At 69.8% G+C, this 14,942-nt stretch carries 11 protein-coding genes; 2 read left to right on the top strand and 9 right to left on the bottom strand.

What is annotated here, in order from left to right; translation table 11 throughout:
- Positions 1 to 58: 58 nt before the first annotated feature.
- Positions 59 to 6,322, bottom strand: a complete 6,264-nt coding sequence (locus J3P44_RS25635; RefSeq protein WP_255892332.1) for an Ig-like domain-containing protein — start codon at positions 6,320 to 6,322, stop codon at positions 59 to 61.
- 191 nt (positions 6,323 to 6,513) lie between these two features.
- On the opposite strand from J3P44_RS25635, the gene J3P44_RS25630 reads away from it, so the two are divergent.
- Both J3P44_RS25630 and J3P44_RS20530 read left to right on the top strand, forming a co-directional pair.
- Positions 6,514 to 7,674, top strand: coding sequence for an FHA domain-containing protein (locus J3P44_RS25630; RefSeq protein ID WP_255892331.1), 1,161 nt, complete (start codon positions 6,514 to 6,516; stop codon positions 7,672 to 7,674).
- Positions 7,671 to 9,080: a serine/threonine-protein kinase gene (locus tag J3P44_RS20530; protein ID WP_255892330.1), complete on the top strand. Its 1,410-nt coding sequence runs from the start codon at positions 7,671 to 7,673 to the stop codon at positions 9,078 to 9,080. The genes J3P44_RS25630 and J3P44_RS20530 overlap by 4 nt, the downstream gene beginning before the upstream one ends.
- A gap of 63 nt (positions 9,081 to 9,143) precedes the next feature.
- On the opposite strand, the gene J3P44_RS20525 is transcribed toward J3P44_RS20530, so the two are convergent.
- From J3P44_RS20525 to rplR, 8 genes are all read right to left on the bottom strand, one after another.
- Entirely contained in the window at positions 9,144 to 10,172 is a 1,029-nt protein-coding gene (locus tag J3P44_RS20525) for a TerC family protein (protein ID WP_255892329.1), read from the bottom strand.
- 207 nt (positions 10,173 to 10,379) lie between these two features.
- Positions 10,380 to 11,204 (bottom strand): type I methionyl aminopeptidase, encoded by an 825-nt coding sequence (gene map, locus J3P44_RS20520; RefSeq protein ID WP_255892328.1) that lies wholly within the window; start codon positions 11,202 to 11,204, stop codon positions 10,380 to 10,382.
- Positions 11,205 to 11,212: 8 nt separating this feature from the next.
- Positions 11,213 to 11,788, bottom strand: a complete 576-nt coding sequence (locus J3P44_RS20515) for an adenylate kinase (RefSeq protein WP_255892327.1) — start codon at positions 11,786 to 11,788, stop codon at positions 11,213 to 11,215.
- The gene (gene secY / locus J3P44_RS20510; RefSeq protein WP_255892326.1) at positions 11,789 to 13,084 is read right to left on the bottom strand and encodes a preprotein translocase subunit SecY; all 1,296 of its coding nucleotides are present in this window, start codon (positions 13,082 to 13,084) and stop codon (positions 11,789 to 11,791) included.
- Positions 13,085 to 13,273: 189 nt separating this feature from the next.
- Positions 13,274 to 13,714 (bottom strand): 50S ribosomal protein L15, encoded by a 441-nt coding sequence (gene rplO / locus J3P44_RS20505; protein WP_255892325.1) that lies wholly within the window; start codon positions 13,712 to 13,714, stop codon positions 13,274 to 13,276.
- A gap of 1 nt (position 13,715) precedes the next feature.
- Positions 13,716 to 13,898: a 50S ribosomal protein L30 gene (rpmD, locus tag J3P44_RS20500; RefSeq protein WP_129426320.1), complete on the bottom strand. Its 183-nt coding sequence runs from the start codon at positions 13,896 to 13,898 to the stop codon at positions 13,716 to 13,718.
- The gene (gene rpsE / locus J3P44_RS20495) at positions 13,898 to 14,509 is read right to left on the bottom strand and encodes a 30S ribosomal protein S5 (RefSeq protein WP_255892322.1); all 612 of its coding nucleotides are present in this window, start codon (positions 14,507 to 14,509) and stop codon (positions 13,898 to 13,900) included. Before rpsE ends, rpmD begins: the two co-directional genes overlap by 1 nt.
- A 48-nt stretch (positions 14,510 to 14,557) precedes the next feature.
- Complete coding sequence (rplR, locus tag J3P44_RS20490) at positions 14,558 to 14,941, bottom strand: 50S ribosomal protein L18 (RefSeq protein WP_255892321.1); 384 nt, start codon at positions 14,939 to 14,941, stop codon at positions 14,558 to 14,560.
- Position 14,942 lies beyond the last annotated feature (1 nt).

The following is a 14,942-nucleotide window of genomic DNA, read 5'->3' as shown; positions in this document are numbered from 1 at the left end:
GTGTCTTCCTGTCGGTGCTGTCAGCGGTGAGTGGGGGTGTGGTGGGTGCGGGCGACGGCTACCACGATTGCGAGGCGCTCGCGGACTGGCCGAACAGGCCCGAGCCTCGGCAGGTGACGACCGCTCCTCCCCCGCTCGGGGCGTACCAGTTGGTGTCTGCACTGTTCTGCCCGCTGTAGGTCGCGTCGAAGTCGACCCGTCCCCAGCTGTCGTACGGGTTCTCCCAGGACATGGAGACCGAGCATTGGAAGTCTTCGTAGAACCCGGACACGGTGATGGCGATGAAGCCGCACGTCTCGTTCTCGCACGGAGGCGGCTTGCCGTTGCCGGGACCGCTCCAGCACTCGTTCGTGTTGTCCGTGTCGTCGTCGCGGCACGCGAGCCTCTTGGTGACCGACACACCCGGCGTCGGCACACCGCTGGTGGAGGTCTTGCTCTTGTAGGACTCACCGCGACCGCCGGGCGAGCTGTCTCGCAGCCACACCTCCAGCTTCGTCTGCTGGGCGAAGTCCGCGGTGGTGGTGCTGATCGAGCGGGTGAAGGTGCCGGTCTCGTTGAGGTCGAGGACCTGCTCCGCCCCTCCGTCGATGCGGAAGTAGAGCTGGGCCGCGTCGCCGTTGCTGGAGCCGTTCACCGTCCAGGTGACGCTCTTGCCGTTGACCGCGGCATCGGGGATGTCCGCGAGCATGCCGTCGAGGCGGCCGTAGGTCTGTACGTTCTGTTGCGCGCTCACCGTGCACCCCACGGGAGCGTCCTCGTTGCACACCCGCAGCTGGACGGGATGGGGCTGCTCGTTGTTGGGCGTCAGCACACGAGTGGTGTGGGGGCCGGTCTGCTGCGCGAACGACTTGACCACCAGGCCGCCGACGAGGATCTCGACACGACTCGTGTCGCCGCGTGAATCGGGGACCGTGTAGGTGACCTCGGCCTCCTGGCTGGTGCCGGTGCCGCGGAGCTGGAAGGCACCCCACTGCGCCGGACGACCGACGGCCTCGATGGCCGTGCCTTCGCTGGGCACGGAGCGGTTGCCCGGTTGGTTGGCGGCCACGACCCGGTAGGTGTAGGTGAGCCCGTCGTAGGGCACGCCGGAGTGTGTGCAGGTCAAGGAGGCCAGCTTCTGGCAACCCGGCACCGCAGCGGACGTGGTGCCGTTCGTGTAGGTGACCGTGTAGACGGTGGGGCCCGGCCCCTCGGGCAGGACCGCCTGCCACGCGATCCGCAGGTTCGTCTGGTTGGAGCCGGCCTCGAGGTCGGTCACGGACGGTGCCGGCGGTGCGACCGGTGTGCCGAGGGACTGCATCTCGGGCGAGGTGCGAGGCAGCGAGTAGTCGACCTTGTTCTGCGCCTTGATGGTGAAGAAGTACTTCTCGTTGTTGTTGAGGCCCCCAGCCTCGTACTCGGTGACGTCGCCCGCCACCACGGCCGAACCGCCGGCCCAGGTGATCGTGTAGTCGAGGATCCTGGAGGTGTTGCTGGTGGGCTTGTCCCAGGCGATCCGGATCGTGCCGTCGCCCCGGTCCTTCATCCGGATGTTCTGCACGCGCCCCGGCGCGGTGTCGGCCCGCGCCGAGCGCGACAAGCCACTCCACTCGCTCTTCCCGACGCGGTTCACCGCCTGCGCCCGGAAGCTGAAGTTGCCACCGGTCTCGAGCTTGCGGAACACGCACTCGTTGGTGTCGCACTGCTGCTGTGTCCCGGACTTCTCCTCCTTCACCACGTAGTAGAGGATCGGCGCGCCGCCGTCGTCGTCCGGCGGCTTCCACGACATCTTGATCGTGCCGACCTCGTCGGAGAGCCGGTAGGGGCGGGGCTCGCCCGGCGGGGCCGGCGCGCCGACGACCTGGAACTCGATCCGCGCGTCGGCGCGACGCTCGGGCGGCGGGTCGGAGGACGCGACGTCGGTGACGACCAGGCGGAAGCTGGCCTCATCACCCCGCGTGTCCCGCTCGGCGGTGAGGGTGAGCCTGCTGCCGTCGGTCGAGGCACGCACGCCCGGGTTGCCGGTGTTCTCCACCGAGAGAATCTGGGGCGACGGGTCGGCCACCCCGGCACGGAGGTAGGGCGCGATGTCGTAGGTGCGGCTCTGGCCGGCCTCCATCGTGTCGACCTTGATCGGGAGCATGGTCGGGGGTGGCGCCTGCTCGAGCCGGAAGCGCACCTCCTCGGTGTTGCTCTTCCCGGCTCGCACGCTCAGGACGGCCTCGCCGCCCTGGGTCGCTGTCTCCGCGGCCGCCACCACGACGACCGAGCCCTGCGGGGTGCCGACGTCGAGCCCGTCAACGCTTTGGCTCCACTCGGCCTCGTAGTCCAAGCGCGCTGCGTCACGCGGATCGAGCGTGAACACCGTGCAGAAGGACGCGATGTCGAGCTCGAACCGCTTCCCGGCCGAGATCGGGACCACGGTGGAGGGGCACTGGAGGTCGGGCACGTCATCGCCCACCTGGACCGGGATCGAGAGCAGCACGGTGGCTCCGTCCTCGGTGGTCGTCGTGTCCTCGTTGCCGCTCGCATCGGTTGCCGAGGTGACCTCCACCAGCACCGCGCCCGGACCCCGGAATCCCACCGGCGCGCTCAGGGAGAAGCCCTTGTCGCCGTCGGGACCGACCTGGAGCTCTGAGGGCGACCCGGACCAGGAGCGCCGCCCGGAGGCGAGGCGTACGTCGGCGCCGGCGGGTGCGGCGACGTAGTCGGAGAGCTTGCCGGTCATGCTGGCGCCGGAGTCGATCTCGATGAGGGCGCCGTCCACGACGTAGGGCAGCCCGTTGCCGGTCGGCGGGATGTACACCGACGCGGCGGCCGAGGCTCCGTCGCCGTCCTGCACCTCGAAGGGCAGCACCTGGGGGGCTGTGCCCCGGTCGGCGCGGACCTCGACGCCGTCCACGACCGTGGCGGACGGGGCGACCTCGGTGACCCGGAGGTCCTCGGCGGCACCGTCGGGGTCGTAGGCGCCCTCCAGGACGTCCACGACCACGCTGCCGCTGTCGTTGGCGCGACCGAACGCGTCGTAGACGATCGGAGGGTTGTTGAAGTCCTTGGCGGTCTCCAGCGTCATCGTCGCGCGGGACTCGCTCATGCCGTTGGTGACGCGGTAGACGATCACGACCGGCGGCGCGTCGAGCGAGTCCGGAGCCGGCACGGTGACGAGGTTGGTCTCCGGGTCGCGCGACACAGTGTCGGGCGCCTCCAGCAGCTCGAGCTCGACCGTGTCGCCCGTGGCGATGAAGTCGTTGGCCAGCGGGTCGAAGGTGGCCGTACGACCCGGCTCGACCGTCAGGCGGTCCTCCACCGCGAGCGGCGGCTGGGGCTGTGCGGGCCCCACGACGGCGATCCGGACCGTGCCGGTGGCGAAGGCGCCCTGGGAGTCGACCAGGGAGTAGGTGAACTCGTCGGTGCCGACGGTCCGCGGGTAGGCCTGGTACTCCAGGAAGTTGCCGCCGTAGCCGACGATGCGTCCCAGCCGCGGGGCAGACGTGATGCCGGTGACGGTCACCGGGTCACCGTTGCGGTCGACCCCGACACCAGGAACCCGGATCTTGACCGAGTCGGCGGACACCACGCGGCCCTCGAGGGTGGGGGGCTCCGGCGGATCGTTGGGGTCGTCCGTCGGGACCACCGTGACACGCAGCAGCCCGCTGGCGCGCTTGCCCTCGAGGTTCTGCGCGACATAGGTGACGTCGAAGGTGTCGCGCTCCTTGATCCGGGCGGGGGCGACGTAGCGCACCACACGACCGGAGACGAAGGCCTTGCCGACCTCACCTGTGACGTCGACGGGCGCGACCACCTGGAGCTGCCCGGGCATCTCGCTGTCCACGAGGTCGCTGAGCAGGGTGAGCCGGTCGCCCGCCGGCGAGACGTCGTTGTCCAGCACCGGCGCCGACACCGAGGAGCCGGCCCGTACGACCACCCGGTCGGCCGCCGTGATGGGGGTGTTGTCGGCCGGCTGGGGACGCTGGGTGACGACGACCTCGCCCCGCACCGCGGAACTGGTGCCGTTGCTGATCGTGTAGGCGACGGTCTGGGTGGACGGCGCCAGGTTCGGTTGGACGGCGGAGATGCGCAACCAGCGGCCGTCGATGATGGCGACGTCCAGCTGGTTGCTCCGGTCGCCGATCGCGCGCTGGACCACGAGCAGCCCGCCGCTCGGGTCGAGGTCGTTGGCCAGCACGTCGACGATGCCCGGCGCCTGGCCGTAGACCGTCAGCGTGTCGGGCATGGCGATCGGCTCCGCGGCGCGTTTGGGGGGCGGCTTCACGTCCACCCGGATCGTTCCCTGGTCCAGCGGCGCCATGCCGTAACCCGCGTGGTAGTTGAGGAAGTACGTGCCCGGCCGGTCGCCGGTGAACGTCAGCGCGCCGGCCTCGAGGTCCGAGACGATCTTCGCGCCCGGCTGCTGCGGCACCTTCCCGCCGAGGGTGACCTCTGGGTTGAGGGTGGTGGGATCGGAGCCGGGCAGGTCGTTGAGCAGCGGACGGATCTTGATCGGCTTGCCGACCTGCCCGCGCACGACGTCCGGCTCGGCGCTCGCGGCGAACGCCGTCTGGTCCTTGGGCGCCTGCACCTGGAAGGTCATCGACTTCCTGACCGGCTCGGAGCGATCGTCGGTCACCGCGAACTCGACCCGGACCAGCTGCTGGCCCTCGGCAGCCGTGGTCGGTGCGGTGAAGCGGATCCGGCCGTCGGCCGTGGTGCGCGCCGCTGCCCCTGACTCGTCCCCGCCCACGGCCCGCGCGGAGTCGAGCAACAGGGTGTCGCCGTCACTGTCGTCGCGCCAGTCGGAGAGCACCGGCACGGCGAGTGAGCCGCCGTGCGGCACCTTGTAGGTGGGCTTCCGGTAGCCCTCACGCACGTCGGGTGGCTCGTTCTCCGAGCCTTCACGCACCTCGACGTCGACCGTGGCGTGGGCCGAGAGCCCGTTGCGGCCGTCGTCGATGAAGTAGTCGAAGCTCGCGGGGCGAGCCTTCTGGGGCATCTGCAGGATGAGCGTCTGCCCATCAGGGCTGATCTCCACGCGGACGCCCCCGCCGGGCTGGTCGACGTCGACGATGCTGAGCAGCCGACCCTCGGGAGCCGAGTCGTTGTCGAGCGGGTGCAGCACCGTGGTGCGTCCGGCGCGCACGCCGTAGGCGTCCGGCTTGGCCTGCGGCGGGCGCTTGTCGGCGTCGCTCTCGTTCTCGTTCTCGTTCTCGTCGTCGTCCTCCTGCTCCTTCGACGTGAACGCTTCCCAGTTGTCGATCTTCTTGGGCTTGTCCTGCTCGACGTCCCACACCGTGCCGCTGTTGGCGTCGTTGAGCACGATCTCGCCGCGGTTGACCCGGAAGGCCAGATTGGTGGCGTCGCCACCGAGGTCGTTCTCGTTGGGCTCCTGCGACCCGCACTGCACCGCCACCGCACCCTCGCCGCCCGACCAGGCGCCGAAGACGCAGGCGCCGAGGCGTACGGGCTCGACCGGGGTGCCCGACCCGGACGCCACCGTGGTGACGTCGCCGGAGTCGAGGTCGACGCTCAGGAGCGCTTCGGGGGCGCCGACCAGCACCGCGTCGTAGGCGGGACCGGCCTGCTGGAGCACGCTCCTCGGAGGCACCTGGGCGCTGCTGCCGCCGAGGACGCGCAGCACTCCTGCTTCGGAGTCGAGGGTCACGACGCGCTCGCCGACCGTGGTGACGCTGGAGACCTGGCCGGCGTCGTCGGGCAGGTCCTGGGACTCGGGCGCCGCGAACGCCGCGCCCTCCGGTGCGAGCGTGGTGACCGTGCCCTCGCCGGCGGACGTCACGACGATCGTGCCGCCCTGGCTGACGGCGAGAGCGGCGTCCTCGCCGGTCTCGGCAAGTGCCTCCGCCTGGCGGTCGACCGAGCTCATGGTCGGCTTGCCGAGCTGGTCGTCGTAGCGCACGGCCCAGACCTCGCCGGTCTCGGCGTCCGCGCTGGCCAGCGTGCCACCGGCCATCCGGACGTCCGCATCCGTCGGGATCGCGGCCGCGCCGCCGTCCTGGGACTCCAGACGGCTGGTCTCGATGGCCTGTCCCCGGCTGGCGTTGATGTTGAGGGTGACGACCGCCGCCCCGTCCTGGACGACGTCCATGCGGGTCTTGCCCTCGCCGGTGGGCACGACGCCGTCGAGCTGGTTGATCGGCTTGTTGAGGCGCCCGGACCAGCCCTTCTTGCCGTTGACGACCCAGACTCCGCCGTCGTTCAGCTCGGCCTCGTGGGACTTGTAGCCGTTGGCGGTCACCGCATAGACCACCGTGGCGGTGGCAGCGATCGCGAGCACGACACCGGAGGCGATGCCCCCTCGGTGTCGACGAACGAAGGTCGTTCGCGCCACGCCGTTCCCCCTTGGCCCACGAGATGACGTGCGCCCGCCGCAGTCACCCAGAGGGAGGGTATGTATCAGGCGGAGGTTCCGACAAGTCGGGACCGCGTGCGCCGGGCTGGTGCCATAGGTGATGATGTCGTGTGGGCGTACGAGGGGAGCCGACGTTGATCGTGGAAGCGAGGTACACCAGAGGGGCTGGTGTGCTTCTCGGCAGTGGCGCGCACTGGGTGCTGCTGACCGACCCAGGTGACGAGCAGGTCGTCCTGGACATCTGGGACGTCCTGTCCATGAGCGCACCCTCGGGTTCGACCGTCGTCGAGCGGGTGATGGCGATCGTCGAGAAGGCCTTCGACGGTGATCCGCCAGGGCTCGCCCTCGTCGACTTCACCTCGGGAGCGTCCAGCGCCCTGTCGCGCGGCGCGGGCCACGTACGCCTGGCCGGGCCCGGACGCATCCTCAGCCTCGACGGCGGCACGGATCCCGACGACCTCGCGCCGACCCGGCGTCTCGTCGGCGGGGTGGTGGCAGCCGACCGTGTCGAGCTCACGCCGATCTCCGCGCGCACCGCGCCCGTCCCCCAAGTGCAGCAGGTGCAGCAGGCCGAGGCCCCCGCCGCCTCGACGGCCATGATCGACGGGATCCCCGCGGCCATCCTCGCCGCGAAGGGCCCCGACGGCCCTCCCCCGCGCACGCGCATCCGGCGGCCCGTGGAGGACACGGGGTCGCTGACCGACACGTCCGAGCCCGACCCGCTGCTCATGGAACGCATCGAGGCGGGCACCCACACGACCATCCGGCCGCCGTCGGAGCCCCACAGCGCCCCGGCGACGGACGAGCCGGACGACCACGACGGGTCGACCACCTTCCGCCCGGCGCACCTGTCGCACAGCACGGCGCCCACGGTGCTCGCGGTCAGCTGCCCGCTGGGTCACCTCACGCCGCCGATCTCCCCGCAGTGCCGGGTCTGCCACCAGCGGGTCGCGCCGCAGGAGCCGCGTCGCGTGGACCGGCCGTCGCTGGGCGGCCTGCGCCTGCCGACCGGCGAGGTCGTGCCGCTCGACCGTGGCGTGATCCTGGGGCGCAAGCCCGCCCCCGCCGACGGCAGCACCGACTGGCCGCACCTGGTGCACCTGCCCGCCGACCACTCCTTCGTCTCACGCCGGCACCTCCAGATCGAGCTCGACGGCTGGGACGTCGTGGCACGCGACCTCGACAGCCGCGGCGGTACGACGATCGCGCTCCCCGGTCGCCAGCCGCAACGGATGCGCCCCGGCGACTCCTACGTCCTCGAGTCGGGCACGGTCCTCGACATGGCGCAGGTCTACGCCGTGCGGTTCGAGACGGGAGCGGTTGCCCGGTGAGCGCTCCCGTCATCCCCGGGTTCGCCTTCGTCGAGCACCTGGGCAGCGGCGGTTTCGCCGACGTGTTCCTCTACGAGCAGCAGTGGCCGCGCCAGCGCGTCGCGGTCAAGGTCGTACGACCCGACGTGCCGCTGACCGACCGCGAGAAGTACCTGTTCACCGCCGAGGCCAACTCGATGGCGCGGCTGGCCGACCACCCCTACATCGTCTCGGTGATCACGGCCGGCGTGACCGCCGAGGGCGGCCGCCCGTTCCTCGTCATGCGCTACTGCCCACCGCCGGACCTCGGCGTGCGCGTGCGCTCCAACCCGATGGCTCCCGTGGACGCGGTGTCGACGGGCATCAAGCTGGCCAGCGCGATCGAGACGGCCCACCGCTCGGGGATCCTGCACCGCGACATCAAGCCCAGCAACGTCCTGGTCACCAGCTACCACGAGCCGGCGCTGACCGACTTCGGCATCGCCGGTCACATGTCCGAGGTCGAGGGCGACCACGACGTCCGGATCTCCTACCCCTGGTCCCCGCCGGAGCTCCTCGACGGGCGCTCCAACGGCTCGGTCGCCTCCGACGTCTACTCGCTCGGTGCCACCATCTGGCACCTGCTCGTGGGGCGCTCGCCGTTCTCCATCCCCTCGGGTGACAACTCCACCCGGGCCCTGAGTGCCCGCATCCTGCACGCCGCTCCCCCGGCCACCCAGCGTCCAGACGTGCCGCCGGCGCTCGACCGGCTGCTCCAGCAGTGCCTCGCCAAGCGTCCCGAGCACCGGCCGGCCAGTGCCCTCGAGCTCGCTCGGGCCCTGCAGCGGATCGAGTCCGCCGCGGGCTGGGCGCGCACCGCGGTCGCGGTGGAGGGCGACCGGCCCGACTCCTCGGTGTCGGCTCCCGAGGTCGCGGAGGCTCCCGAGGACGCCACCGCGATGAAGCCGGTGACCGTCATCTCCGCCAGCGGGCCGCGCCGCATCGCCGCCCAGGACCCGACCCCCGCCTCCGGCTCCGACGAGGAGGACACCGGCGGCGTGTCGGGCCTGGTGTGGGCCGGCGTCGGCGCGGTCGTGGTCGCCCTGCTGGTCGGCTTCCTCGTCCTCCGTGGCGACGGGCGCGGGGAGGACCCCGGCGTCGTCGTCCCGACCGAGTCGCAGACACCGAGCGACGTCGTTCCCGACGTGCTGACGGAGGCGCCGACGCTCACCGGACGCCGTACGGCTCGGGGCGTCCTGTTCGAGTGGAACGCGCCTGTCCGCGTCGAGCCCGGCGACTCCTTCAGCTACCACCGCGACGACACCGACTCCTACGGCACCACCACCGCGCGGCAGCTCCTCGTCAGGACGGACGAGGCCGTCTGCCTCGACGTGCGGATGACTCGGGGAGCCGACAACTCGCCGAGCGTCAGCGAGTGCGTGTCCTGATCGCGGCGGCCGCCGTACGACGCACCGCCGCGACCTGCTGACCCGTCAGGACGGATCGCCGGCTCAGCCGTCGTCCCAGTCGCGGCGTGGACCCGTGGCGGCGTCCTGCTCCTCGGGCGTCATGCGGCTGGAGGCCCACAGCGAGAGGACCGCGGTCACCACCAGGGTGGCCAGGATGACCACGAGCGAGAGCCAGATCGGGATCTCGGGAGCCCACGTGATGTGCTCGCCGCCGTTGATGAACGACAGCTCGTTCTCGTGCATCGCGTGCAGGGTCAGCTTCACGCCGATGAACGCCAGCAGGAACGCGAGGCCGTAGGAGAGGTAGATCAGGCGCTGGAGCAGGCCACCGATGAGGAAGTAGAGCTGGCGCAGGCCCATCAACGCGAAGATGTTGGCCGTGAGCACCAGGTAGGGCTCCTTGGTGATGCCGAAGATCGCGGGGATCGAGTCGAGGGCGAACAGCAGGTCGGTGGTGCCGAGCGTGACGATCACGATGAACATCGGGGTGATCATGCGCCTGCCGTTGACGCCCTGCGTGAACAGGCTCTTGCCGTGCCACTCCGAGGTGGCGGGGAAGCGACGTTCGATGAACGCGACGAGCTTGTTCTCCTCGAACTCCTCGTCCTCGTCCTCCGCGCCCTCCTTGGCCAGCTTGACGGCCGTGTAGACCAGGAACAGGCCGAACAGGTAGAAGACCCAGCTGAAGTTGCTGATCGCCGCGGCGCCGACGGCGATGAAGATGGCGCGCATGACCAGCGCCATCACGATGCCCACCATCAGGGCGTACTGCTGCAGCTGCCGTGGCACGGCGAACTTGGCCATGATGATGATGAAGATGAAGAGGTTGTCGATGGAGAGCGAGTACTCCACCAACCAGCCGGAGTAGAACTCCAGCGCCGGCGTGCCGCCGGAGGTGTACCAGACACCGAGGCCGAAGATCACGGCGAGACCGACGTAGATCGAGAGGTAGGTCGCGCACTCCTTCATGCTCGGCTCGTGGGGCCGGCGGCCGACCACGGCGAGGTCGAAGGTGAAGATCGCGATGGTCACCACTGCAGTGGCGATCCAGACCCAGGTGGGGACGTCCACGCTGATGCTCCTAGGGATGAGGGTGAGTTTCGGTGTCCGCGAACCACACGGACGCCGGAGGTCTCTTCCGCTCGCACGTCACCGGCGAACCAGTGGCACCGGGCTCCGCTCGCGCGGGGGCCGTACTGACGACACCACTGCGGGGAAATACTCCCCTCCTGCGGTGCCTAGTGTTCCACGCCCGGGCAGCCGCGTGCGAATCCGGCGTCAGCGTCCGCCGAATGGGACGCCCAGCGCGGCCAGCCGGGCCTCGCCGCCGTCCACGGCGGTCAGCACCCACGCGCCCTGAGGGGTCACGGTGAAGGTGTGCTCGAAGTGCGCTGACATCGACCCGTCGACCGTGGCCACGGTCCACTCGTCCTCGAGCACGTCGGTGTGCTTGCTGCCCAGGGTCACCATCGGCTCCACGGCCAGAGCGAGACCCTCGACGATCGAGGGACCACGCCCGCGCCGGCCGACGTTGGGCACGCTGGGCTCCATGTGCATCTCCGTGCCGATGCCGTGGCCGGTGTAGTCCTCGAGGATGCCGTAGCGGCCCTGGGAGCGGACGTAGGACTCCACCGCGTGGCTGATGTCGGTGACCCGGCCCCCGAGGCGCGCAGCGGCCATGCCGCGCCACAGCGCCTCCTCGGTGACCCGCAGGAGGTCACGGACGTCGTCGGCGACCTCCCCGATCGGCACCGTGATGGCCGCGTCGCCGTGCCACCCCTCCACGATCGCGCCGCAGTCGATGGAGATCACGTCACCCTCGGCGAGGGTCCGCGGGCCCGGGATGCCGTGCACGACCTGGTCGTTGACCGAGGCGCAGATCGTCGCGGGGAACGGGGGTACGCCGTAGCCGAGGAAGGAGGGCACGCCACCGTGGTCACGGATGTTGGTCTCCGCGAGGGTGTCGAGCTCCTGCGTGCTGACGCCCGGACGGGCCGCGTCCCGGAGCAGCTCGAGGGTCTCCCCCACGAGCCGACCGGCCACCCGCATCAGGTCGATCTGCTCGGGGGTCTTGATCTCGAGGCCGCGGTCCCGGAAGCCCATCGGGCGGCTCAGCTCTGCGGGACCACGTCGAGGGCCTCGAAGATGCGCTTGGTCACGTCGTCGACCTCACCCATCCCGTCGACCTCGATGAGGATGCCGCGCTCGCGGTAGACCTCGATGAGCGGCTCGGTCTGCTCGGCGTAGACCTCCTGGCGGCGACGGATGACGTCCTCGGTGTCGTCGGCGCGGCCGTCGGTCACCGCGCGCTGGAGCAGGCGCTGGACGAGCTCCTCCGGGTCCACCGTCAGCACGACCACCGCGTCGAGCTGGTGGCCGGTGAAGCGGATCATCCCGTCGAGCTCGGTGACCTGCGCGAGCGTGCGCGGGTAGCCGTCGAGCAGGAACCCGGGCTCGGCGTCGGGCTCGTCGATCCGGTTGCGGACCATGAGGTTGGTGACCTCGTCGGGAACGTACTCCCCGGCGTCCATGTAGCGCTTGGCCTCCAGCCCGAGGGGCGTGCCCTTGCTGACGTTGGCCCTGAAGATGTCGCCGGTGGAGATCGCCGGGACCCCGAAGTGGTCCGCGATGAACCGCGCCTGGGTGCCTTTGCCCGCACCCGGCGGGCCCATGAGGATGAGTCTCATTTAACGGAGGAATCCTTCGTAGTTGCGCTGCTGGAGCTGGCTCTCGATCTGCTTCACCGTGTCGAGCGCAACGCCGACCATGATGAGGATGGACGTGCCCCCGAACGGGAAGTTCTGGTTGGCCTCGATCATCGCGAAGGCGACGAGGGGGACCAACGAGATCAGGCCGAGGTAGAGAGCTCCAGGGAACGTGATGCGGGACAGGACGTAGGACAGGTAGTCCTCGGTCGGCTTGCCCGCCCGGATCCCGGGGATGAAGCCGCCGTACTTCTTCATGTTGTCCGCCACCTCGACAGGGTTGAAGGTGATCGAGACGTAGAAGTACGTGAAGAAGATGATGAGCGCGAAGTACATGAGCATGTAGAGCGGGTGGTCGCCGCCGACGAGGTAGGTGCCGATGAAGTCCAGGACCGGGTTCTTGCTCTCCGGGTTGAACTGCACCGCCATCGCCGGGAGGTAGAGGAGCGACGAGGCGAAGATGACCGGGATGATGCCGGCCTGGTTGACCTTGAGCGGGATGTAGGTCGAGTTCCCGCCGAACATCTTGCGCCCGACCATGCGACGGGCGTACTGCACCGGGATACGGCGCTGCGCCTGCTCGATGAAGATGACGCCCGCGACCAGGATCAGGCCGATGACCATCACGATGCTGAAGACCACCCAGCCCTTGGAGGTCTGCACGCTCCACAGGGAGGCCGGGAACGTGGCCACGACCTGGGTGAAGATGAGGATCGACATGCCGTTGCCGATGCCGCGGTCGGTGATGAGCTCACCGAGCCACATGATGACCGCGGTGCCGGCCGTCATCGTGACGACCATGACCAGGAAGGTCGCGGTGCTGTTGTCGTGCAGCAGGTCGCGCTCACAGCCCTGGAGCAGCGCCTTGTTGCGCGCGAGGGCCACGATGCCGGTGGCCTGGAGGACGGCGAGACCGAGCGTGAGGTAGCGGGTGTACTGCGTGATCTTCGTCTGGCCGGCCTGGCCCTCCTTCTTCAGCGCTTCGAGTCGCGGGATCACCACGACGAGCAGCTGGAGGATGATCGAGGCCGTGATGTAGGGCATGATCCCCAGCGCGAAGATGGTGAGCTGGAGCAGCGCACCGCCGGAGAAGAGGTTGATCAGGCTGTAGAGGCCACCCTCCTCGAGCTGGCTGATGCAGGCCTGGACGTTGGCCACGTGGACACCCGGAGTGGGCACCTGGGACCCGAGCCGGAAGATCGCGATGATCAGCAGGACGAACAGCAGCTTGCGCCGCAGGTCCGGTGTCCGGAAAGCATTGGCGAACGCGCCTAGCACTGGTTCCTCTTTCGTATGGGTGCCCGGCCAGGATCGGCGGGCGGACGACAGACCCTCACCGGCGTGCGGCGGAGAGCCCGGGGAAGCCTAACAGTCGGGTTGCGACCCGCTTCCCCGCTAACGACGAAGGCCCGGCCGACAGTTCCCACTGTGCGGCCAGGCCTTCACCGGATGAGCGAACGTGTGGCCTCAGGCCACGGTCGCGGTGCCGCCCGCGGCCTCGATCTTCTCCTTGGCGGAGCTCGAGAACGCGTCGACGCTGACCTGGACGGCGACCGAGATGTCGCCCTGACCGAGGACCTTGACAGGCTGGCCCTTGCGGACGGCGCCCTTGGCCACGAGGTCGGCGACCGTCACGGAGCCACCCTCGGGGAAGAGTTCGCCGAGGCGGTCGAGGTTGACGACCTGGAACTCCACGCGGAAGGGGTTCTTGAACCCCTTCAGCTTGGGCAGGCGCATGTGGATCGGCATCTGGCCACCCTCGAAGGCAACCGGAACCTGGTAGCGCGCCTTGGTGCCCTTGGTGCCGCGGCCGGCGGTCTTGCCCTTCGAGCCCTCACCGCGACCCACACGGGTCTTCGCGGTCTTGGCGCCCGGAGCGGGACGCAAGTGATGCAGCTTGAGCGTCATATCACTCCACCTCCTCGACCGTCACCAGGTGACGGACCGTGTTGACCATGCCCCGGATCTCCGGGCGGTCTTCCTTGACGACGACGTCGCCGATCCGCTTGAGACCGAGCGAACGCAGCGTCTCGCGCTGGTTGGCCTTGAGGCCGACGAGACCGCGCTTCTGCTGGACCTTGAGCTGAGCCATCAGGCAGACACCCCCGTCTCAGCCTCGGCGCGCGCTCGCAGGAGCGCAGCCGGGGTGACGTCCTCGACGCGCATGCCGCGGCGAGCCGCAACCTGCTCGGGCTCCTCGAGCATGCGAAGGGCCTCCACGGTCGCGTGGACGATGTTGATCTGGTTGGACGAGCCGAGCGACTTGCTCAGCACGTCGTGGATGCCGGCGCACTCGAGCACCGCGCGCACCGGGCCACCGGCGATGACGCCGGTACCGGGAGCGGCGGGACGCAGCAGGACGACGCCCGCGGCCTTCTCGCCCTGGACCGGGTGCGGGATGGTGCCCTGGCTGCGGGGGACCTTGAAGAAGTTCTTCTTGGCCTCCTCGACGCCCTTGGCGATCGCTGCCGGGACTTCCTTGGCCTTGCCGTAGCCGACGCCGACCATGCCGTCGCCGTCGCCGACGATCACGAGGGCGGTGAAGCTGAAGCGACGACCACCCTTGACGACCTTGGCGACACGGTTGATGGCGACGACTCGCTCGATGTAGACAGACTTTTCAGCGCCGCCACCGCGACGGTCGTCACGCTGACGACGGTCGCCCGAGCCACCGCTGCGCTGTCCGCGCTGGGCTCCGCTCATGAGATGTGCTCCATATCTAAGTTCTCTCTCTTACCGCGTTGTCCGCGATCAGAAGGACAATCCGCCCTCACGGGCGGCATCGGCGAGGGCCGCGATGCGACCGTGGTACTTGTTGCCGGCACGGTCGAAGACGACGCCTTCGATCCCCGCCGCCTTGGCACGCTCGGCCACCCGCTCGCCGACCAGCTTGGCCTGCGCGGTCTTGTCGCCGCCCGCGGCGCGGACGTCGGCCTCCATGGTGGAGGCGTAGGCCAGCGTCGCGCCGGCCAGGTCGTCGACGACCTGGACCGAGATGTGACGGGCCGACCGGGTCACCACCAGGCGCGGGCGCTCGGTGGTGCCGTGGATGCGCTTGCGACCGCGCGCCTGACGGCGCAGACGGGCACGTACGCGGTTCGCGGTGTGCTTGTTGTTGCTGAGTGAGATCGCCATG

Origin of the sequence: Nocardioides astragali (genome assembly GCF_024436375.1) — a bacterium.
In the GTDB taxonomy this organism is placed as follows: Bacteria; Actinomycetota; Actinomycetes; order Propionibacteriales; family Nocardioidaceae; genus Nocardioides; species Nocardioides astragali.
This window is presented reverse-complemented; position numbering and strand designations above follow the sequence as displayed.